The organism is Nocardioides thalensis (assembly GCF_013410655.1).
Lineage (GTDB): Bacteria > Actinomycetota > Actinomycetes > Propionibacteriales > Nocardioidaceae > Nocardioides > Nocardioides thalensis.
In genome coordinates, this window is the sequence record NZ_JACCFP010000001.1 from 3,098,864 (window position 1) to 3,119,792 (window position 20,929).

17 protein-coding genes are annotated in these 20,929 nt (G+C 71.1%); 2 read left to right on the plus strand and 15 right to left on the minus strand.

The features are described 5' to 3' along the window. Positions 1-110: 110 nt before the first annotated feature. Complete coding sequence (locus HNR19_RS15160; protein WP_343047205.1) at positions 111-575, plus strand: GNAT family N-acetyltransferase; 465 nt, start codon at positions 111-113, stop codon at positions 573-575. A gap of 88 nt (positions 576-663) precedes the next feature. Here the strand turns inward: HNR19_RS15160 and HNR19_RS15165 are convergent, their stop codons facing one another. Both HNR19_RS15165 and HNR19_RS15170 read right to left on the minus strand, forming a co-directional pair. Continuing rightward, positions 664-2,073 (minus strand): HNH endonuclease signature motif containing protein, encoded by a 1,410-nt coding sequence (locus HNR19_RS15165; RefSeq protein ID WP_179668696.1) that lies wholly within the window; start codon positions 2,071-2,073, stop codon positions 664-666. 470 nt (positions 2,074-2,543) lie between these two features. Next, entirely contained in the window at positions 2,544-7,475 is a 4,932-nt protein-coding gene (locus tag HNR19_RS15170) for an NAD-glutamate dehydrogenase (RefSeq protein WP_343047206.1), read from the minus strand. Positions 7,476-7,563: 88 nt separating this feature from the next. On the opposite strand from HNR19_RS15170, the gene HNR19_RS15175 reads away from it, so the two are divergent. Then, positions 7,564-8,046, plus strand: a complete 483-nt coding sequence (locus tag HNR19_RS15175; RefSeq protein ID WP_179668698.1) for a DUF2505 domain-containing protein — start codon at positions 7,564-7,566, stop codon at positions 8,044-8,046. On the opposite strand, the gene HNR19_RS15180 is transcribed toward HNR19_RS15175, so the two are convergent. From HNR19_RS15180 to hpf, 13 genes are all read right to left on the minus strand, one after another. Beyond that, positions 7,994-8,176, minus strand: coding sequence for a hypothetical protein (locus tag HNR19_RS15180; RefSeq protein ID WP_179668699.1), 183 nt, complete (start codon positions 8,174-8,176; stop codon positions 7,994-7,996). The genes HNR19_RS15175 and HNR19_RS15180 overlap by 53 nt on opposite strands. A gap of 29 nt (positions 8,177-8,205) precedes the next feature. Then, positions 8,206-9,834 (minus strand): L-glutamate gamma-semialdehyde dehydrogenase, encoded by a 1,629-nt coding sequence (pruA, locus tag HNR19_RS15185; RefSeq protein WP_179668700.1) that lies wholly within the window; start codon positions 9,832-9,834, stop codon positions 8,206-8,208. Positions 9,835-10,115: 281 nt separating this feature from the next. Beyond that, positions 10,116-10,748, minus strand: a complete 633-nt coding sequence (locus tag HNR19_RS15190; RefSeq protein WP_179668701.1) for an HAD family hydrolase — start codon at positions 10,746-10,748, stop codon at positions 10,116-10,118. After that, positions 10,745-11,230, minus strand: coding sequence for an HIT family protein (locus tag HNR19_RS15195; RefSeq protein WP_179668702.1), 486 nt, complete (start codon positions 11,228-11,230; stop codon positions 10,745-10,747). Before HNR19_RS15195 ends, HNR19_RS15190 begins: the two co-directional genes overlap by 4 nt. After that, positions 11,227-12,435 (minus strand): rod shape-determining protein RodA, encoded by a 1,209-nt coding sequence (rodA, locus tag HNR19_RS15200; RefSeq protein ID WP_246303522.1) that lies wholly within the window; start codon positions 12,433-12,435, stop codon positions 11,227-11,229. Before rodA ends, HNR19_RS15195 begins: the two co-directional genes overlap by 4 nt. Then, entirely contained in the window at positions 12,432-14,576 is a 2,145-nt protein-coding gene (gene mrdA / locus HNR19_RS15205) for a penicillin-binding protein 2 (protein ID WP_179668703.1), read from the minus strand. The genes rodA and mrdA overlap by 4 nt, the downstream gene beginning before the upstream one ends. Beyond that, positions 14,573-15,259 carry a rod shape-determining protein MreD gene (locus HNR19_RS15210; protein ID WP_179668704.1) on the minus strand — a complete coding sequence of 229 codons (687 nt, stop codon included), beginning with the start codon at positions 15,257-15,259 and terminating at the stop codon, positions 14,573-14,575. The genes mrdA and HNR19_RS15210 overlap by 4 nt, the downstream gene beginning before the upstream one ends. Next, the gene (gene mreC, locus HNR19_RS15215; protein ID WP_179668705.1) at positions 15,259-16,215 is read right to left on the minus strand and encodes a rod shape-determining protein MreC; all 957 of its coding nucleotides are present in this window, start codon (positions 16,213-16,215) and stop codon (positions 15,259-15,261) included. Before mreC ends, HNR19_RS15210 begins: the two co-directional genes overlap by 1 nt. Further along, positions 16,215-17,240 (minus strand): rod shape-determining protein MreB, encoded by a 1,026-nt coding sequence (locus HNR19_RS15220; protein WP_179668706.1) that lies wholly within the window; start codon positions 17,238-17,240, stop codon positions 16,215-16,217. The genes mreC and HNR19_RS15220 overlap by 1 nt, the downstream gene beginning before the upstream one ends. Positions 17,241-17,739: 499 nt before the next feature. Next, positions 17,740-18,147, minus strand: a complete 408-nt coding sequence (gene ndk / locus HNR19_RS15225) for a nucleoside-diphosphate kinase (protein WP_179668707.1) — start codon at positions 18,145-18,147, stop codon at positions 17,740-17,742. 10 nt (positions 18,148-18,157) lie between these two features. Beyond that, positions 18,158-19,357, minus strand: coding sequence for a winged helix-turn-helix domain-containing protein (locus HNR19_RS15230; RefSeq protein ID WP_343047207.1), 1,200 nt, complete (start codon positions 19,355-19,357; stop codon positions 18,158-18,160). 47 nt (positions 19,358-19,404) lie between these two features. Then, a complete protein-coding gene (locus tag HNR19_RS15235) occupies positions 19,405-20,082 on the minus strand; it encodes a response regulator (RefSeq protein ID WP_246304865.1) in 678 nt (225 codons plus the stop codon). A 50-nt stretch (positions 20,083-20,132) separates the two neighbouring features. Next, entirely contained in the window at positions 20,133-20,789 is a 657-nt protein-coding gene (gene hpf, locus HNR19_RS15240; RefSeq protein ID WP_179668709.1) for a ribosome hibernation-promoting factor, HPF/YfiA family, read from the minus strand. Positions 20,790-20,929: the final 140 nt, after the last annotated feature.

Sequence of the window (20,929 nt, forward strand, 5' to 3'; positions counted from 1 at the left end):
GATGCCGTGCGGGGCGGGGCGGGCGTCGTCATACCCCTGTGATGGATCGGACCGGCCGCGAGGTTGTGTCCGCGGCCTGATTTTCTCGCCCGGCTCCCTACGCTCGGCTCGTGGCAACGGCGATGGTGAGGAAGGCGGCCACTCCCGACGTGGACGCGCTGGTGGACCTGCGAGCAGAGATGTTCGCGGCGATGGGCGTGGCCGGGGCGGGCGAACAATGGCGGGACCACGCGCGCCGTTGGTTCGTCGAACGGCTCGACGACCCCGACTACTGTCTCGCCGTCGTCGAGGTCGACGGCAGCGTCGTCAGCTGCGCCACCGGCGCCATCCGTGATGCCGCGCCGTCTCCCGGCGTGCCCGACGGCCGCGACGTGCTCATCAGCAACGTCTGCACCGCGCCCGACCACCGCGGTCGGGGCTACGGGCAGGCGGCGTTCGACGCGGTGATGACGTGGGCGCGGCAGACGGGCGTCGGGAGGGCGGAGCTGATGGCGACTGGAGCGGGGCGCGGCATGTACGTCCGCGCGGGTTTCCGGGAGACGGCTTTCCCTGCGATGCGGGCCTCGCTGGGCTGATCAGCCCTCATCGACGTGCGCACCTCAACCCCGGACATGCCTGTGCCCCCGCCGGTCGTGGGGTTCGGCGGGGTGCGGGGCGTGGGAGCTAGTCGGGTGGCGGGTCAGCCGCCTTAACAGGTCCGGGGCAGGGTTGGGTGTCGAGGGCGTAGGTGCCGCCGGGGGTGACCAGCCACTGGTGCCCGGTGCGGGCACGCCAGTAATAGACCCCGGGCGCGAGGACCCGATACGCCCAGCCGGCCCGGTGTGTTTTCAAGCGGTGGTGTCCGCGGCAGACCGGGGCGAGGTTGCACGGACAGGTCACGCCGCCCTTGGCGTGCGGGATGGCGTGGTCGAGGTCGCAGGCCTCGGCGGGACGATTGCAGTGCGGGTAGACGCAGGTCTGGTCCCGGAGCAGGACCTGGCGGGCTTGGCGTTCGGCGATCTCATACGCGCCGGTGGGTTCGTGGCCGGCGACGTCGATGACGGGCCGGACGATGATCGTGCCCGCGGCGGCGCACCATTCGCGGATCTGTTCCGCGGTCACGGGTGAGCGCGTGTTGTCGAGCCGGCCCACCGCGCCGGCGGGGTTGACGCCTTCGACCGCGGCCTGGGAGAGGTGGACCGTCAGGTCCACGGTCCGCCCGCGCGGGGTGTGCGGACGCAGGCCGGTCTCCTCGACCACCGGATCTTTGTCGGTTTCGGGGAGGTAGTTGAGGGTGAGGTCGCAGCGGGCCATCTCGCCGAAGGCCATGGCACGGCGTACATCGAAGGACTCGGTGCAGCCGAGCTCGGCGAGCTCGCGGGCGCGGTGGCGCAGCGCTTGTTCGGCGTCGAGGGCATCAGCGAGGTCGATCTCGCCGTGAAACGGGACGGTGCCGTCGGTGCCGGCGCGGTCGAAGTCGATGTCGAAGTGCCGGGTCTCTGCCGCTTGCTTGCGGCGTTCCTCGGCCAACGCGGGGTCGAAGCGGGTGATGGCTTCGTCGATGAGGCGTTCGACCTGGGCCCAGGAGCAGGTCGCAGCGAACCTCGCCAGGTGCTGGTCGACGTAGGTGACGGCGTCGGGGTTCAGGTCGCGGGTGCAGTCGGCGATCCGCAGGCCCTTCCACACCGGCACGTGGCCGTCCAGGACGCGGGCCCAGACCTGGGGGAGGCGGTGGGAGAGCTCCACGACCTGCCCGACGTAGTTGCGGATCGAGTCGATGCCCCGGGCGAGGATGGCGCCGAGCTCGAGGACGGCGAAGTCGGAGATCAACGGGGCACCCTCACCGGCCAGCGGCAGCCCGGTGTCCAGGCCGCGTTCGGTGAGGGTGGAGGCGTCCTCCGGCACTTCGACGGTGTGTTCGAGGGCCCATTCGGCGAGCATCTTGACCTCGCCGAGCATCCGCTCGTTGATGCCGGCGCGGTTGTCCTTGATGTCTCGAAGGAGCTGGTCGGCGCGGGAGAGCGGGGCCTCGGTCAACGGCACGTCGACCGCTCCGGCCGGGGGTGCGGCCGGGAGGTCGAAGAGAGGTGCCATCCCGAGATCCATGACCCCTATTGAACTACCGAGGACCGACACAACCAGACGCCGGAAACCCGCTTGTGGACAGGGAATTCTCGATCACGGTCTGTGGACGGAAAGTGGGTCTCGATACGCCCGCGCGCTAGCGCGCACGGGCTACTCGACCACCCTGAACACGGCTCCTCGACCACCCTGGATCGGTGGTTTCGAGGCTCGGCCGTGGCCGGCCTCGCACCTCAACCTCCGACTGCCGTGTCCGTCGTACCGCGACCACAGAACGACGACCCGAAGCAACCCGAAGCCGACGCAGTAGAGCAACCAAGCACCGCGACCGAAGCGGCGAGCAACCACGTAAATCTGGAATCCCTGGCAGCGAGGGGTCTCGTGACGGCCGTGGACGGCCTCCTCGACCACCGGCCGGGGTCTCGTGACGGCCGTGGCCGGCCTCCTCGACCACCGGGGAGCGGCCACTCGACCGCGGCCGGTCAGGTCAGCAGCGACCGCACCACCCGCAGGCCGACCGAGACGCGGGCGATGTCGCTCGCCTCGTCCTCGAAGATCGTGGAGAGCATCGCGGCGGCCTGCTCGACAACGTCGCCGCCGGTCGCCTCCTCCCACGCCGCGACCCGGTCGGCCGCGTCCGCGCTGCCGTCGTCGCCCGAGGGCGTCTCGGCGATGACCCGGGCCGTGAGCTGCGCGTGCAGCGCGTGCAGGTCGTCGCGCAGCGCGGCGCGCGCCATCGTCTGCCACTGGTCCGCGCGCGGCAGCGCGACGATCCGCTCCTGCACCGTGGAGAGCCCGAGCCGCTCCCCCAGCGCGAAGTGGACGCGGGCGACCTCGGCCGGCGGCAGGTTGTCGCCGATCGCGATCTCGACGACGTTCAGCAGCGCATAGGCCACGTCGAACGTGGCGACCCGCGCGGCCAGGTCCTCGGGCACGTCCTGCTGCACGAGCGCGTTGCGCCGCTGCTCGTAGGCCGCGAGCTCCTGCCCGATCAGCAGGTCGGGCAGCTCGAGCATCGTCGCCTGCACCGGCCCGGCGAAGAAGTCGACGGTGGCCTGGCTGTCGAGCGGGGGCCGCCGGTTGGTGACCAGCCAACGCGAGGCCCGCTCGACGAGGGTGCGCATCTCGACCCGCATCCGGGTCTGCAGCGCCGCGTCGAGCTTGTTGTCGTACGTCGCCAGCTCCTGCCGCAGCGGCAGCGACGCGAAGATCTCCCTCGCGACGAAGTTGGCGCGGGTGAGGTCGGCAGCCGACGCGCCGGTCTCGCCGGCGAGCCGGGGCCAGTAGGTGAACCCGGCGCCGTTGACCAGGTCGTTGACGACCTGGGTCACGATGATCTCGCGCCGCAGCGGGTGCTGCTCGATCTGCTCGGCGAACCCGTCCTTGATCTTCGACGGGAAGTACTCCCGGAGGTCGAGCGTCAGGTAGGGGTCGTCGGGCAGGTCGGAGGCGAGCAGTTCGTCGGCGAGCACGATCTTCGTGTAGGCCATCAGCACGGCGAGCTCGGGCTGGGTGAGCGCCCCCTCCTGCTCGATGCGGCGCCGTACCTCCGACCGCGACGGGAGCGCCTCGAGCTCGCGGTCGAGCAGGCCGCGCTGCTCGAGGTCGCGCATCCACTGCTCGTGGACGTGGAGCAGCGACGGGGCGTTCTTCTGCGCGTTGGCGAGCGCGAGGTTCTGCTCGTAGTTGTCGGCGAGCACGAGCTCGGCGACCTCGTCGGTCATCGATGCGAGCAGCTTGTTGCGCTGCTTCTCGGTGAGGTCGCCGTCGGCGACCACGCGGTCGAGGAGGATCTTCAGGTTCACCTCGTGGTCGGAGGTGTCGACGCCGGCGGAGTTGTCGATGAAGTCGGTGTTGATGCGACCACCGTCGGCGGCGTACTCGATGCGGCCCCGCTGGGTGAACCCGAGGTTGCCGCCCTCGCCCACGCACCGCGCCCGCAGCTCGGTGCCGTCGACGCGGATGGCGTCGTTGGCCTTGTCGCCGGCGTCGGCATGGGTCTCGGTCGACGCCTTGACGTAGGTGCCGATGCCGCCGTTCCAGAGCAGGTCGACGGGCGCGAGCAGGATCGCCCGCATCAGCTCGGCGGGCGTCATCGAGTCGACGTGGCGCCCGATGCCGAGCGCCGCGCGGATCTGCGCGTTGATCGGGATCTTCTTCGCCGAGCGCGGGAAGACCCCGCCACCCTCGGAGATCAGCGAGCGGTCGTAGTCCTGCCAGCTCGAGCGCGGTAGGTCGAACAGCCGGCGCCGCTCGGCGTACGACGCCGCGGCGTCGGGCTCGGGGTCGATGAAGATGTCGCGGTGGTCGAACGCCGCGACCAGGCGGGTCTTCTCGGAGCAGAGCAGCCCGTTGCCGAAGACGTCGCCGGACATGTCGCCGATGCCGACGCAGGTGAACTCCTGCGTCTGGCAGTCGATGCCCATCTCGCGGAAGTGGCGCTGCACCGAGACCCACGCGCCGCGGGCGGTGATGCCCATCGCCTTGTGGTCGTAGCCGACCGAGCCACCGCTGGCGAACGCGTCGCCCAGCCAGAAGCCGTAGTCGGCGGCGACGCCGTTGGCGATGTCGGAGAACGTCGCAGTGCCCTTGTCTGCGGCGACGACGAGGTAGGAGTCGTCGGCGTCGTGCCGGACCACGCGCGGCGGCGGCAGCGTGTGGCCCTCGGTCACCAGGTTGTCGGTGACGTCGAGCAGGCCGCGGATGAACGTCTTGTAGCACTCCACGCCTTCGGCGAGCCACGCGTCGCGGCCGCCCTCGCCGGCGGGGTCGGGCAGCTGCTTGGCGTAGAACCCGCCCTTCGCGCCGACCGGCACGATGACGGTGTTCTTGACCATCTGCGCCTTGACCAGGCCGAGCACCTCGGTGCGGAAGTCGTCGCGCCGGTCGCTCCAGCGCAGACCGCCGCGCGCGACGGGGCCGAACCGCAGGTGCACGCCCTCGACGCGCGGCGAGTAGACGAAGATCTCGAAGCGCGGTCGCGGCTCGGGCAGGTCGGGGATCGACGAGGGCTCGAGCTTGAGCGAGAGGTAGTTCTTCGGCCGCGCGCCCGAGCCCGTCCCGATGTGGTCGCCGTGCTGGTGCTGGAAGTAGTTGGTGCGCAGCGTCGCCTCGACGTGGGTCAGGTAGGACCGCAGGATCCGGTCGTGGTCGAGGCTGGCGACGTCGTCGAGCCCCTTCCGGATCTGCTCCACCAGGTCGTGCTCCCGCTTGTCGCGCCGGGAGTCGTCGAGGTCGGGGTCGAAGCGAGTCTCGAACAGGTCGACGAGCATCCGGGTCAGCTCGACGTTGTCGCGCAGTGCGCCCTCGATGGAGTCGATGGCGAACGGGCTGTTGCCCTGGCGCATGTACTTCGCGTAGGCGCGCAGCAGCGTCGCCTGCCGCCAGGTGATGCCGGCGCTGAGCACCAGCGCGTTGAACCCGTCGACCTCGGTGTAGCCGTCCCAGATCGCGCGGATGGCGTCGGTGAACAGCTCCCGCGCGTGCTCGGGCAGCGCGGCGCCGTACCTCAGCCCGAAGTCGTAGATGAAGGTACGGCGCTCGAGGCCGTCGAGCTGGTAGGGCCGCTCGTCGACGACCTCGACGCCCATCGACGACAGCATCGGCAGCACGCCGGACAGCGAGAGCGGGTCGCCGACGCGGAAGACCTTGAGCCGCGCCTCGCCCTCAGCGGCGTCGATGTCCTCGTAGAGCGCGAGGTCGAGGCCGTCGCCCTGCACCGCCTCGACCCGGCCGAGGTCGACGGCGGCGGTGCGCGCGGGGAAGTCCTCCTTGTAGGCCTCGGGGAACGCCTCGACGTAGCGGCGCCCGAGGATCGCGCCGACCTCCTCGCCGTACTCCGCCATGACCGCCTGGAGGAAGTCCTCCTGCCAGGACCGCGACGCCTCGACGAGGCGCCGCTCGAGGTCGGCCGTGTCGACGTCGCCGGGCACCAGCTTGCCGGGGCCGAGCCGCACGACGAAGTGCACCCGCGCGGTGGTCGACTCGTTGATGGAGACGTTGAACTCGACCGACTCCGCGCCGAGCCGCTCGGTGAGGATCTTCTCGAACCGGTGACGAACGCCCGTGTTGTAGCGATCGCGCGGCAGGTAGACCAGCACGGAGAGGTAGCGGCCGTAGGTGTCGCGGCGGATGAAGAGGCGTACGGCGCGCCGCTCGCGCGCCTGCATCGCGGCCTCCGCGATCGGCGCGAGCTCCGCGACCGGCGTGTGGAAGAGCTCGTCGCGGGGGTAGGTCTCGAGCGTGTCGAGCAGCGCGGTGCCGTCGTGGCTGCGCGGGTCGTGCCCGCTGCGGCGGATGACGTCCTCGACCTTCTCGCGCAGCAGCGGGATCCGCAGCACCGACTCGGTGTAGGCGGCGCTCGACAGCAGTCCGAGGAACCGGCGCTCGCCGACCACCTCGCCGTTGGCGCCGAACTTCTTCACGCCGACGTAGTCGAGGTACGCCGGGCGGTGCACGGTCGCGCGAGAGTTGGCCTTGGCCAGCACGAGCAGCTTCTTCTCGCGGGCCTTCTTCTTGACGGCGTCGGGCAGCCTGCCGAACGCGGCGGACTTCTCGGTGTCCGCGGCGGTGTGCTCGCGGAGGATGCCGAGTCCGGTGCCGGCGACGGGCCGGAGCACGTCCTCCGGCTCGCCGTCGAGCGTGACCTTGTCGAGCTCGTACTCGCGGTAGCCCAGGAACGTGAAGTGCTCGTCGGCCAGCCAGTTCAGGAGGCGCGCAGCCTGGTCGACCTCCGCCTTGTCCAGCGGCGGGCAGTCGTCGGAGCCCAGCTCGGCGACGATCTCGTTGACCCGCTCGTGCATCGCGGGCCAGTCCTCGACGGCGGCGCGCACGTCGCCCAGCACCCGCTCGAGGTCGGCGCGCAGCGCGTCGGCGGCGTCGCCGTCGCCGAGCCGGTCGATCTCGACGTGCATCCACGACTCGCGGATCGTGCCCTCGGTGGGCTCGGTCGAGCCGGGTGCCGACGGGTGGACCTTGAGCAGGCGTCCCTTGGCGTCGCGCTCGACGTCGAACGTCGGGTGCAGCACCAGGTGCACGTCGCGCAGCTGGCGGGCGAGCTCCATCGTCAGCGAGTCGACGAGGAACGGCATGTCGTCGACGACGACCTCCACCACCGAGTGCCGGCCCGCGGACCAGCCGTGCTCGGCCACGGTCGGCGTGTAGACCCGCACCCGCGCCGTGCCGGCCGGCCGCTCGTCGGCCAGGTGGTGGTGGGAGGCGTACGAGCCGTAGACGTCGACCTCGGACCGATCGGCCAGGTCCTCGGTGTCGACGTGCCGGAAGTAGGCGGCGAGGAGCGCCCTCAGCGCCTCGGGGTCCTCCGGCGGGCCTCCTGAGCCCCGGCTGTGGCCGGCGACGTCGGCGGCCTGGTTGAGAAGCTGGTCACGGTCGGTGTGGTGCGTCGTCGTTGACACACCGTCACCGTAGGCCCCAGGTGTGTCCCCCACAACAACCGGCCGGACCTGTCCTGGTCTTCCGCCGATCGCCTGCCATGATGCCGACATGGCAACTCGAATCGAGCACGTGCTGACCTACGACGCTCCGGCCGCCGACGTGGCCGCGATGCTCTCCGACAAGGCCTTCCGCGACCAGGTCTGCGTGGACATGCGGACGGTGAGCCACAGCGTCTCGATCGAGGGCGGCGTCGACGCCAAGAAGGTCGTCATCGAGATGGAGCAGCCGACCGAGGGCGTGCCCGGGTTCGCCAAGAAGTTCGTCGGCGCCACCACCACGATCGTCCAGTCCGAGGACTGGAAGAGCCCGACTCACGGCGACATCCACGTCACGATCCCGGGGAAGCCCGGCGAGATGGTCGGCACCGCGGTCCTCACTGAGGCCGACGGCGTGACCACCGAGACCGTCAAGCTCGACATCACCGTCCGGATCCCGCTCGTCGGCGGCAAGATCGAGGACCTGATCGGCGGCCTGCTGATCAAGGCTCTGAAGTCGGAGAACCGGACGGGTCGGGCCTGGCTGGCTCGCTGATCTCCTCCGCAGCGTCCAGCCGGCGCCGTACCCACACGACGATCGCCAGCACCGCGAACGGGCCGAACGCCAGCGCGAGGGTCAGGCCCTGCTCCACCGGGTGGAGCGAGCCGAGGTGCTGGACGATCACGCGTCGATTGTCTCAGGCAGGCGCCGCCGTCACCCCATGTAGGGGTAGACGTGGTCGGTGGGCGGCACCAGCGTCTCCTTGATCGAGCGCGACGACGTCCAGCGCAGCAGGTTGCTCGCCGCGCCGGCCTTGTCGTTGGTGCCCGACGCCCGGCCGCCCCCGAACGGCTGCTGCCCGACGACGGCGCCGGTCGGCTTGTCGTTGACGTAGAAGTTGCCGGCAGCGAAGCGCAGCGTCTCGCTCGCCCAGGCGATCGCCGTACGGTCCCGGGCGATGACCGCGCCGGTCAGGGCGTACGGCGCCGCGGCCTCCGCCTGGCGGACGACCGTCTCGAAGTCGCCATCCTCGTAGACGTGGACGGCGAGGATCGGGCCGAAGTACTCCGTCGTGAACATCTCGTCGGTCGGGTCGCCACCGACGACGATCGTGGGCCGCACGAACCAGCCGACGCTGTCATCGGTCTGCCCACCGGCGATGACCTCCAGGCCGGAGGTCTCCTGCGCGCGCTTGATCGCCGCGACGTGCTTGGCGAATGCGCGGTCGTCGATCACCGCGCCCATGAAGTGGGAGAAGTCGGTGGGGTCGCCCATCGACAGCGCCTCGGTCTTCGCGACCAGGTCGTCCTTCATGCGGTCCCACACCGACCGGGCGACGTAGGCCCGCGAGGCGGCGGAGCACTTCTGGCCGGAGAATTCGAACGCGCCGCGGATCAGGGCGGTGGTGACGACCTCCGGGTCGGCGCTGGGGTGCGCGATCACGAAGTCCTTGCCGCCGGTCTCCCCCACGAGCCGCGGGTAGGAGCGGTAGCCGGCGATGTTCTGCCCGACGGTCTGCCACAGCCGCTGGAACGTCGGGGTGGAGCCGGTGAAGTGGATCCCGGCGAGGTCGGGGTGTGCGAGCGCGACCTCGGAGACGGCCAGCCCGTCGCCGGGGAGCATGTTGATGACGCCTGGCGGCATGCCGGCCTCCTCGAGCAGCTCCATCGTGAGGCTGGCGGCGAGCTGCTGGGTCGGCGACGGCTTCCAGATGACCGTGTTGCCCATCAGCGCCGGCGCGGTCGGCAGGTTGCCCGCGATCGCGGTGAAGTTGAACGGCGTGATCGCGTAGACGAAGCCCTCCAGCGGGCGGTGGTCGGTGCGGTTCCACACGCCGGGGCTGTTGGCGATCGGCTGCTCGGCCAGGATCTGCTTCGCGTAGTGGACGTTGAACCGCCAGAAGTCGATCAGCTCGCACGCCGCGTCGATCTCGGCCTGGAACGCCGTCTTCGACTGACCGAGCACGGTCGCCGCGTTGAGCCGCTGCCGCCACGGCCCGGCCAGCAGGTCGGCCGCGCGCATGAGCACCGCGCACCGCTCGTCCATCGGCAGGTCGCGCCACGCCGGCGCGGCCTCCGCCGCCGCCTCGATCGCTCGCTGCGCGTCCTTCTGGTCCGCGCCGCGGGTCACGCCCAGCACGTGCGCGTGGTCGTGCGGCTGCACGACGCGGATCTCCTCACCCCCGCCCGGCGTCCACTCGCCGCCGATGTAGGCGTCGAGCTGTCGCTGCTCGCCCTCGAGGCGGGCGATCTCCGTGGTGAGCTGCTCGCGCTCCGGGGTGCCGGGCGCATAGGTCAGGTTCGGCTCGTTGGTGGGAGCCGGCGGGAACGTGATGGCGTCCATGACTCGGATGTTGTCAGACAATCCCGCCAGTCCCAAGCCCGCGAGGTCGGGTCGTGTGCCTGCCACGGTTCGCCAGCCGTCGGGTCGTGTGCTCAAGGCCGCGCGAAGGCGGAAGTCGTGTCCCCCAGAACCCACGTCGGTGAGGGGTCGTGTGCCTCAGCGCCCTGTTTCGAGCCACCGCTCGCGAGTCGTGGGTCCCAAACCGCGGATATCGGGACGCTCAGGCACACGGCGCGGTCAGAGAGGTCCCACACGCGCGTGAAGGCAGCGCTCGCCGCGGCTCAGAAGTATTCGGTCAGATCAGTCAACAGACTCACGTCCCCCGCCCATCCGGCCCGGTCGATCCGCACGGCCCGGATGCCGAGCGCCGCTGCTCCCTCGCAGTAGGCCTGCTGGTCATCGACGAAGAGGGCGTCCTCGGCGAAGACGTCAAGGCGTTCCAGCGCGACTTCGTAGATACCTGGCGAGGGCTTCGCGCTGCCGACCTCGCACGACAGCACCAGTTCCTCCACGAGCGCCGTGAGCCCGAGCGCCTCGAGGAGGGGGCCCGTGTTGTCGGAACAGTTGCTGACGAATGCGGTCCGCACTCCTTTCTCGCGGAGCAATTCCAGGAACGGCAGGGTGTCGTCGTGCAGCACCGCGAGGTCGTGCAGCAGAGCGCGCTCCAACGTGACCAGCTCGTCGATCAATGCCCGGTTGGGAGAGGCACCGCAGTCCCTGAGTGTCCTCTCGAGCGCCTCGGCGATCGGCGTGCTCCCGTCCATGACCCCGGCCGCCCACAGCTGAACCGCGTCGATGAACGTTGCTGCATCGACGCCGGCCCGCTCGGCGATCCCGGCGTTGTAGCGCTCGAAGTCGACGCTGAGTGCGGTGCCGAAGACGTCGATGAGACAGGCAGCGTACGGCGCACTCATCCTCTCGCTGCGACCTCGGCGTCAATCGCGGCGAGCAGCTCGCGGCGCAGGTCGTCGTGCTGCGGACCGAGCGCGTCCCGCTCCGCATCGACGCGGCCCGTCCAGTGGTGGAGGGCGGCCGGCCAGCCGACGACCTCCGCGGGCTCCCACTCGTAGCGGGGCGTCACGTGGGCGTGGAGGAACGCGTCGGTGTTGCCCTGGATCTCCAGGTTGATGCGCCGGAACTGCGGGTCACGGCGGCGGCACACCGCCGACACGGCTCGCCCGAGCAGGGCCATGTCCTCGAGGAAGACGTGCTGGGTGTCGACCGGCAGGTCGGTCAGCTGGTCGACGCCCGGCGTGTCGGTGATCAGCACGCAGTAGCCCGGCAGGTGCTGGACGTCCCCGATGACCGCGAACCCCGCACGGAGGCGGCGCAGCACGGTGGGGTTGGTGCCGGCGAGGGCGGAGCCGACGCGGTCCTGGCGGAAGTCGTCGGTCATCGCGCCGGGCGCAGCCGCGCGGCCGGCCCCGAGCGCGTGCGCAGGTGGATGTTCTGGAGCAGCCCGACGGCGAGCATGCCGGCGAACATCGACGAGCCGCCGTAGGACACGAACGGGAGCGGGACGCCGGTGACGGGCATGATCCCGAGGCACATCCCGATGTTCTGGAAGGCCTGGAAGCCGAACCAGCAGGCGATGCCGGCCGCGGCGATCCGGCCGAAGACGTCGTCGGCGCGGGTGGCGATCCGCAGGGCGCGCCACAGCACGACGCCCAGCAGCGCGACGATGAGCGCGGCGCCGACGAGGCCGAGCTCCTCCCCCGCGACCGTGAACACGAAGTCGGTGTGCTGCTCCGGCACGAAGCCCGAGCGGGTCTGCGACCCGTCGAAGAGGCCCTGGCCGAACAGGCCGCCGTTGCCGACGGCGATCCGCGCCTGCTCGACGTTGTAGCCGGCGCCGCGCGGGTCGAGGTCGGGGTTCGTGAAGGCGAGGAACCGGTCGACCTGGTACTCCTTCAGGAAGCCGCTCATCACGGCGAACGCCGCGAGCAGCACACCTCCGCCGGCGAGCCCGCCGAGCCAGCCTCGGTGGGCGCCCGACGCGGCCAGCACGCCGAAGACGGTGGCGCTGAGCACGAGCATGGTGCCGAGGTCGGGCTGCGCGAGGATCAGTACGGCGGGCGCGGCGGCCACGCAGAGCATGAGCACGACGTCGACCGAGCCGCCGGGGTCACGGCGGCCCTCGGAGCGCTCGGCGACGACCAGCGCCATCCCGACGACCACGGCGAGCTTGGCCAGCTCCGAGGGCTGGAGCGACAGGCCGCCGATCATCAGCCACGACTGCGAGCCGTTGACGGTCGTGCCCATGGTGAGCACCAGCACCAGCCCGACGACGGCGAGCAGGTAGCCGACGGGCGCGAGGATCCGCACCCACCGGTGGTCGGTCGCGGCGACCGCGGCCATCAGGCCGACGCCGATCACGAGGTTGACGACCTGCTTGGCCATGAACGCCCTTGGGTCGCCGCCGGTGAGGTCGTCGCGCTCGACCGTCGCCGACCACACGAGCAGGCACCCGAGCAGTCCGAGCACCAGCACCGCCCCGAGCAGGACCCAGTCCAGCTCTCGCGCGCGGGCGACCCACGTCTCCGAGGTCGTACGGCGCGAGCGCGCCGCAGTCGTGGCGCCGGGCCGGGTCATCACGCTCATGAGTCACCCTCCTCGCGGGGCGGCAGGATCGAGCCGTCGCGGCCGAAGACCGGCAGGCCGTCCGGCGGCGTCGTACCGGGGATCGCGGCCTTGGTGGGGTCGACGACGCCGGCCTCCTCGCCCTGGACGCCGTAGAGCGCCTCCCAGATCTTGCGGATGCCGGGGCCGGACGTGCCCGAGCCGGTGCCGCCCTGCGACACCATCATCACGACGACGTAGTCGTCGGTGTAGGACGCGACCCACGAGGTCGACTGCTTGCCGTAGACCTCGGCCGAGCCGGTCTTGGCGCGGACGACGACGTCGTCGAGCGGGAACCCGCCCATTCGCCAGGCCATGGTGCCGACGCGGGTGACGTTCTTCAGCGCCTCGTCGATGTAGGTGAGCACGTGGTCGGGCAGGTCCACGCGACCCTGCACCGACGGCTTGATCCGGCGGATCACCTCGCCGGACGGCGAGACGATCGCCTTGCCGATCCGCGGCTCGTAGAGCGTGCCGCCGTTGGCGAGGGCGCCGTACGCGCGGGCCAGCTGGAGCGGCGTGACGATCGTGTCGCCCTGGCCGATCGCGAAGTTGGCGGCATCGCCGGCGCGGTAGGCGTAGCCCTCGATGCAGAACTCGCGCGCGAAGAGGTAGACGAAGTCGCTGGTCTTCTCGTCCTGCGGCTTCTCCGCGATGTCGCAGTAATAGTCCTTCTGGGACTTGTAATAGTCGCGCTTCCACTCGCGGTCGGCGATCCGGCCCGCGGCCTCGCCCGGGATGTCGATGCCGGTCGGGCTGCCGAAGCCGAAGTCCTTGGCCTCCTCGACCAGCGGGTCCTTCGCGTCGACGTCGGCGACGTCGGAGCCGTACTTGGCCCAGTAGTTGTAGCCGACCCGGTAGAAGAAGGTGTTGCACGAGACCTCGAGCGCCTTCGCGAACGAGATCGGCCCGTAGGCACCGGATTCGTAGTTCTTGAACGCCCGGTTGCCGACGGTGAACGACGACGAGCAGTCGAGGATCGTGTCGGTGCCGTAGCCGTTGGTCAGCGCACCTGCCGTCATGAACGGCTTCCACGTCGAGCCGGGCGCGAACTGGCCCTGGGTCGCGCGGCCGAGCAGCGGCGTGCCCGCGGCCTCGGAGTAGAGCCGCGCGAGCTGCTTCTCGGTGATGCCGCCCGCCCACACCGACGGGTCGTACGTCGGCTGCGAGGCCATCGCGACGATCCGGCCGGTGTCTGCCTCCATCACGATCGCGGCCCCGGAGTCGGCCTCGTAGGGCCGGCCGGTCACGGTGTCGACGGTGCCGCGCGCGGTCATGATCATGTCGTGGAGCTGCTTCTCCACCACCGACTGCACCTTGGCGTCGATCGAGGTCACCAGTGTGTCGCCCGGCTGGGCCGCGAGGTCGCTGACGTCGCCGAGCACCCGCCCGTTGGAGTCGACCGCGACCCGCTGGTAGCCGGGCTGGCCGCGCAGCCACGCGTCGTACTCCTTCTCGACGCCGGCGCGGCCCACGACCGACGCGCCGTTGACCGAGGTGTCGCCGGCCGTCTCCGCGGCGTCGAGCTCGTCCTTGGTGACCGGGCTCAGGTAGCCCAGCACGTGCGCGGCGTTGATGCCGAAGGGCTCGGGATACTCGCGGACCGTCTGCTCCTCGGCGATCACGCCCGGGAAGTCCTCGGCCTGCTCCTTGATCCGCAGCGCGGCGGACTGCGGCACGTCGGTGGCGACGGGCACCGGCTGGTACGGGGAGCCGTTCCAGCACATTCCCGGCACCGCGCCCTCGGTGCCGCACAGCACCAGCCGCTTGGCGATGGCGCGGGGACGCTCGCCGATGACCTTCCCCGTACGACGCAGCAGCTTGCGCCGTACTTCCGGCTCCATCTTGCCGAGCAGCGTCGTGTCGATCGAGACGACCCACGTGAGCCGGTTGGTGACCAGCGGGCGGCCCATGGCGTCGACGATCAGCCCGCGCTGCGGCTGGACGACGATCTCGCGGACCGACTGGGCTGCGGCCTGGCCCTGGTAGTCCTCGCCGGAGAGCACCTGGAGATACCACAGCCGGACGCCGAGCGTGGCGAGCAGCGAGAAGACCAGCGCCTGGATCACGACCAGCCGGAGCCGGCCGCGCTGGTCCCGGGGACGCGTGTCAGCAGCGCTCATCGGCTTTTCGGGGTCCCCGCGGCGTTGTTCGCCGGAGGAGCGAAGCGGGGGAGGCGAAGAACGTCGTGGGGTGTTTCGACGGTGGTCCTCCGGGGCAGGCGCGGCGTCACCCGCAGCCGGTCGTCGCGGGCGCCGGACAGCGTGGCGTAGAGCCAGGTGGTGGCCGGCACGACGACCAGCGCGAACGCGACGTCCCAGACCAGCGAGATGCCCACGACCTCGAGCAGGCCGCCGACGGCGCCGTCCTGGTCGCCGAGTAGCAGGCCGCTGAGCACGAACGTGGACGTGCCGATGAACGACCCTCCGGCGGCGGCCGCAGCGACGACCGCCCACGGCGGCCGGGTGCGGGCCGTCTGCTCCAGCGGACCGGGAGCGACGGGCTGGTGGTCGTGCACGAGCCGGCTGACGACGTAGCCGACGACGAGCAGCGCGAGCGCCCACCGGCCGGCCAGGTGGTCGGCCGGGGGTGCCAGGTCGAGCAGAAGACCGGCGCCGAAGCCGGTCAGCGTCGCGAACTTCGGGTCGGTGACGAGGGCGGTCGCGACCACGACGAGGAGCACCAGACCGGGGCCGACGCCCTGCCAGGTGAAGAGCGGGGCGAACTCCGGGAGCACGGTGACCTGGAGCAGCAGCGCGCCGACGACCGCGACCAGCACGGCGAGCAGGCGGGACGTCGTACGCATCAGCCGCAGCTCCCGTCGGCCTCGATGACGGCGTGGGTACTACCGGACGGCACGACGACGCCGACCAGGTCGAGCGAGGTGAAGTCGACGTAGGGCTCCAGCACCGCGCGGTAGGAGGTGTCGCGCAGCGACTCGTAGACGCGCGAGACGGAGCCGATCGGGACGCCGGCCACGTACGGCGCGCCGCCCTCGCTGCCCCAGGTGACCACCGGCTGGCCCTGCTCGGGGATCACCGAGCGGTCGGCCAGCTGGAGGTCGAGGCGACCGTCGTCGCCGGCCTCCCCGCGGCCGTGCACGAACCCGAGCTCCATCGAGTCGCCGACCCTGCCGCCGACGGTCGACTCCGGGTCGACGGCGAGCAGCACGGTGGCGGTGTGGCTGGTCACCGAGGTGACCCGGCCGACCAGCCCGTCGCGGTTGAGCACCGTCATGTCGGGGTGCAGGCCGCTGTCGGAGCCGGCGTCGATCGTCACGGTGTCGGAGAACGACTGCGCGCCGCCGATGGCGATGACGCGCGCCGCGGTCAGCGCGTAGCCGAGGTCGCCCGCGATCGCGCACAGGCCGCGCAGGTCAGCGACCCGGTTGTCGTCGTAGGCGTCGGTGCGCAGCTCACGGCGCAGGTCGGCGTTCAGCTCCTCGAGCTCGGCGACGTCGGCGCGGAGCGAGTCGTTGGTGCGCAGCGCGCCGGGGAGCGCGGCGATCGGGCCGACCAGTGCGCTCACCCCTGCCTCGACCGGGCCCAGCACCTCGCCGGCGGTACGGCGGGCCGCGGCGACCGGCGAGTCGGCGCCGCCCGCCTTGTCGACGACCATGAGGGTCACGCACGCGAGCACCAGGGCGACGATCATCGATCGCGACGGCAGGCCGTGCCGAGCCTCGCGCTCCAGCGGAGCGCCGACGCGACGGACCGGCCGTCGGCCGGCGTCGGTGTCCGGGCGGTTGTCGAGAGCGGTCATCAGAACCGCCGGTGGTTCTGCACGAGCACCTGCTGGAGCGCCTCGAACTCCTCGACGCAGCGGCCGGCGCCGAGCGCGACGGACACCAGCGGGTCGTCGGCGACGTGGACCGGCATCCCGGTCTCGTGGCGGATCCGCTCGTCGAGGCCGCGGAGCAGGGCGCCGCCGCCGGTGAGCACGATGCCGCGGTCCATGATGTCGCCGGCGAGCTCGGGCGGGGTCTGGTCGAGCGTGACCCGCACGGCGTCGACGATCGCGTGCAGCGGCTCGTCGAGCGCCTTGCGGACGTCGGCGCTGCTGACGGTGACGGTGCGCGGGAGGCCCGACACCAGGTCGCGGCCGCGGACCTCGCCGTCCGGCTCCCCCGGCGCCGGGAACGCGGAGCCGAGCTGGATCTTCACGTCCTCGGCGGTGCGCTCGCCGACCATCAGGCCGTGCTCCTTCTTGAGCCAGGCGATGATCGCGTGGTCGAGGTCGTCGCCTGCCGTGCGGATGCTCAGGCTGGTCACGATGCCGCCGAGGGAGATCACGGCCACCTCGGTCGTGCCGCCGCCCACGTCGACCACCATGTTGCCGGTGGGCTCGTGGACCGGGAGCCCGGCGCCGATCGCCGCGGCCATCGGCTCCTCGACCACGTAGACCCGGCGGGCGCCGGCCTGGTAGCCGGCCTCCTTCACCGCGCGCTGCTCGACCGGCGTGATCGAGCTCGGCACGCAGATGACCATCCGCGGCTTCGCGAAGTACCTGCGCCGGTGGACCCGGGCGATGAACGACCGGAGCATCTGCTCGGTCGCCTCGAAGTCGGCGATCACGCCGTCCTTCAGCGGGCGCAGCGCGGTGATCTCGTCGGGGGTGCGGCCCATCATCTTCTTGGCGTCGTGGCCGACCGCGATGACCTCGCCGCTGGCGTCGTTGAGAGCGACGACGCTCGGCTCGTCGACGAGCACCCCGCGGCGCCGTACGTAGACGAGCGTGTTGGCGGTGCCGAGGTCGACGGCCAGGTCCCGACCGATGACGGAGTTCACCCTCAAGGCATGCCTCGCAGCGCTCACGTGCGCGACGGGGAAGCCGCCGCCTCCCGTCAGGGTGGCGCCGGGGAAGGCGCCGAGCGCACGATCCGACACCCTCCACCTGTGAGAGTAGGTAAGGATGTGACGGGTGGGACGACGCCACGCCGAGGGCGTGTCCTACCAGATGGCCTGCCGAATCATGCCTCGTGGTCCGCCGAGTCATGCCTCATGGCGGGCCGAGTCGTGCCTCATGGCGGGCCGAGTCATGCCTCATGGTCCGCCGAGTCATGCCTCATGGTCCGCCGAGTCGTACCTCACGGCCTGCGGAGATGTCCTTCATCGGTCGACCGAGTACGGTGCCCCGCCGAATTGAGCCACGGCGTACAACTCGGCGCACCACGGCGTACAACTCGGCGCACCACGGCGTACAACTCGGCGCACCACGGCGTACAACTCGGCGCACCACGGCGCACAACTCGGCGCACAACTCGGCGCACCACGAGGGGTGATTCGACTACAGGTTCGGGAACCAGAGCGCGATCTCGCGCTCGGCCGACTCGGGCGAGTCGGAGCCGTGCACCAGGTTCTCGCGGTTCGACAGCGAGAGGTCGCCCCGGATCGTGCCCGGGGCGGCCTTGCGTCCGTCGGTCGCGCCGTTGATCGCGCGCACGACCTCGATCGCCTCGTCGCCCTCGAGCACGAGCGCGACGAGCGGGCCGCTGGTGACGAAGTCACGCAGCGGCGGGTAGAAGTCCTTCTCGACGTGCTCGTGGTAGTGGGCGTCGGCCTGCCCGGCGTCGATCGTGCGGTGCTCCATCGCCACGATCGAGAGGCCCTTGGCCTCGAAGCGGGACAGCACCTCGCCCACCAGGCCGCGGCGGACGGCGTCGGGCTTGATCAGGACCAGCGTGCGTTGGGTCACGCGCAGGACCCTATAAGCCCGCCACCTCCGCCGCGAGGGCAGGTGCCAGGTCGCCCAGAGGGGCCACGACGATGTCGGCGAGACCGAGCCAGCCGGCGAGCCGGCGGAGCTCGGCCGCGAGCTCCGCGGCCGTGTCGGGCGGCGCGCCCGGCTCGGCGTACGCCGCGTGGACGAGCAGCCGCCCGGTGGCACGGTCGGCCTTGAGGTCGACCCGGCCGACGATCCGGTCGCCGAGGAGGAACGGGAGCACGTAGTAGCCGTGGACCCGCTTGTCCTTCGGCACGTAGATCTCGATGCGGTAGAAGAAGTCGAAGAGCGCCTCAGTGCGGGCCCGCTCCCACACCACCGGGTCGAACGGGCTCAGCAGGGCGCGGGCGGCCACCCGGCGCGGGAGCCGGGCGTCGCGGTGGAGGTAAGCCGGGCGCTTCCACCCCTCGACCTCGACCGGCAGGAGCTCGCCGGCCTCGACCAGAGCGGCCACCGCGGCGGCGGTGTCGGCGACGGTCATCCGGTAGTAGTCGCGCAGGTCCTGCACCGTCGCGACCCCGTGGGACCGCGCCGCGCGGCGGACCAGCTCACGGTGCGCCTCGGCCGGCGTCGGCGTGGGCAGCGCGAGGACGTCGGCGGGGATGACCCGCTCCGGCAGGTCGTAGCGGATCTCGAACTGCCCGTTGCGGCCGGCGATCGCCAGCTCGCCGAACATGTAGAGGATGTCGAGCACCTTGCGGGTGTCGGACCAGTTCCAGCCCCAGTGCTCCTTGGTGCGGGGCGCGCCGTCGTCGAGGTCGCGCGCGGTGACGGGCCCCCGAGCGCGGACCTCCTTGAGGATGCGCTCGCGCATGGACGCGTCGCCGACGTCGCCCCACCACTTCGAGCCCTTCGCCTCGCGGTAGTAGTCCATCCGGTGCTGCATGACGGGCCAGAGCTCGACCGGCATGAACGCCTGCACGTGCGCCCAGTACTCGACCACCTTCCGCGGGCTCCGCTCGGCCGCGCGGTGGAGCAGCCCCGTGTCGTAGGGCCCCATCCGCGAGTAGAGCGGCATGTAGTGGGCCCGCTGGAGCACGTTGACCGAGTCGACCTGGAGCACCCCGGTCCGCTCGAGGGTGCGCGCGAACGTGCGCATCGTCGGCTTCGCGTGCGGCGGGTCGAGGAAACCCTGTGCGGCCAGCGCGATCCGCCGCGCCTGGGCGAGGGAGAGCGTCTGCACGGCAGCAGGCTAGGGCCCGCCGCCGACAGCGTGGGACCGCGGAGCGGTCAGCTGAGCTCGACGATCTTCTCGCGGACGGCGTACATGACGGCCTCCATCCGCGAGTGCAGCTGGAGCTTCTCCAGCATGTTGCGCACGTGGTTCTTGACGGTGTTCTCGCTGATCGCGAGCCGCTGCGCGACGTCGCGGTTGCTGAGGCCCTTGGCCACCAGCCGCAGCACGTCGAGCTCGCGCTCGGTGAGCTTGAGCGCGGCGCCGGTGACCTTGTCGGGCTTGGACATGGTCTTGAACTCGTCGATGAGCTTGGCGGCCATCGACGGGCTGATCAGCGACTGGCCGTCGGCCACGACGCGGATGCCCTGCGCGACCTCCTCGATCGAGGAGTCCTTGAGGAGGTAGCCGGAGGCGCCGTTCTTGACCGCCTCGTAGAGGTCGGCCTCCTCGTCGGACATCGTCAGCATCACGATCTTGGCCGACGGCACGGTCTCCTTGATCGCCACGCACGCCTCGATGCCGGACTGCTTCGGCATCCGCACGTCGAGCAGCACGACGTCGGGGGCCGCGCTCTTCGCGAGCTCGACCCCCTCCACGCCGTTGCTGGCCTCGCCGACGACCTCGATGCCGGCCTCGCTGCCCAGCAGCATCGTCATGCCGCGCCGGAAGAGCTCCTGGTCGTCGACCACGAGCACGCGGACAGGCTCGGTTCCAGTTCCCACGAGTCGCATCATGGCACGGACAGAACGGGCATCGCGTCCGCGCCCGGAGGGCGAGGCGCTCAGTCGGACCCGAGGTCGAGGGAGATGACGCCGTAGTCGTAGCCCTTGCGCCGGTAGACGACCGCGGGCCGCTCGCTCTCCTTGTCGACGAACAGGTAGAAGTCGTGGCCGACCAGCTCCATCTCGTAGAGCGCCTGGTCGAGCGTCATCGGGCTGGCCGGGTGGGTCTTCTCGCGGACCACGAGCGGGCCGTCGCCGGTGACGGTGATCGGGCCGACCTGGCGCTCCTCGACCACGTCCTGCTGACCTTCCCCGCCCGCCACCCCGCGGGTGTCGCCGGACGGGGGCTCGTCCGCGACCACCTCGAGGCCGGCCAGCGCCTGCCCGACCGAGACCGGCGCGCGCCGGCCGCGGTGCACCCGGCGGCGGTCGGCGGCCCGCCGCATCTGCGACGCCATCTTGTCCAGCGCCATGTCGAGGGCGCTCATCTTGTCGTCGGACGCGGCCTCGGCGCGGATCACCGGACCCTTGCTGTAGGCGGTGAGCTCGACGTGGACGGCGTGGTCGTGCTGCCGCGGGTTGGGCTCACAATCGACCTCCACATGCATTCGCATGATCCGGTGATCGTGCTTCTCCAGCTTCGCCAGCTTCTCGGCGGCGTGCTCGCGGAACCTCTCCGAGATCTCGCAGTGCCGTCCGGTGACCACAACGTCCATCAGGACCTCCAGTTGTTGGGTTGATGGGGTGCTACTTCGGAAGCGAGAGAGCTCGCAGGGCAGGGTTCAGCCGGCACCTGCCCCTACGAGATGGACGTCGACACCCCGCCGTTCCCAGCGCGTCGCTCCGACGCAACCAC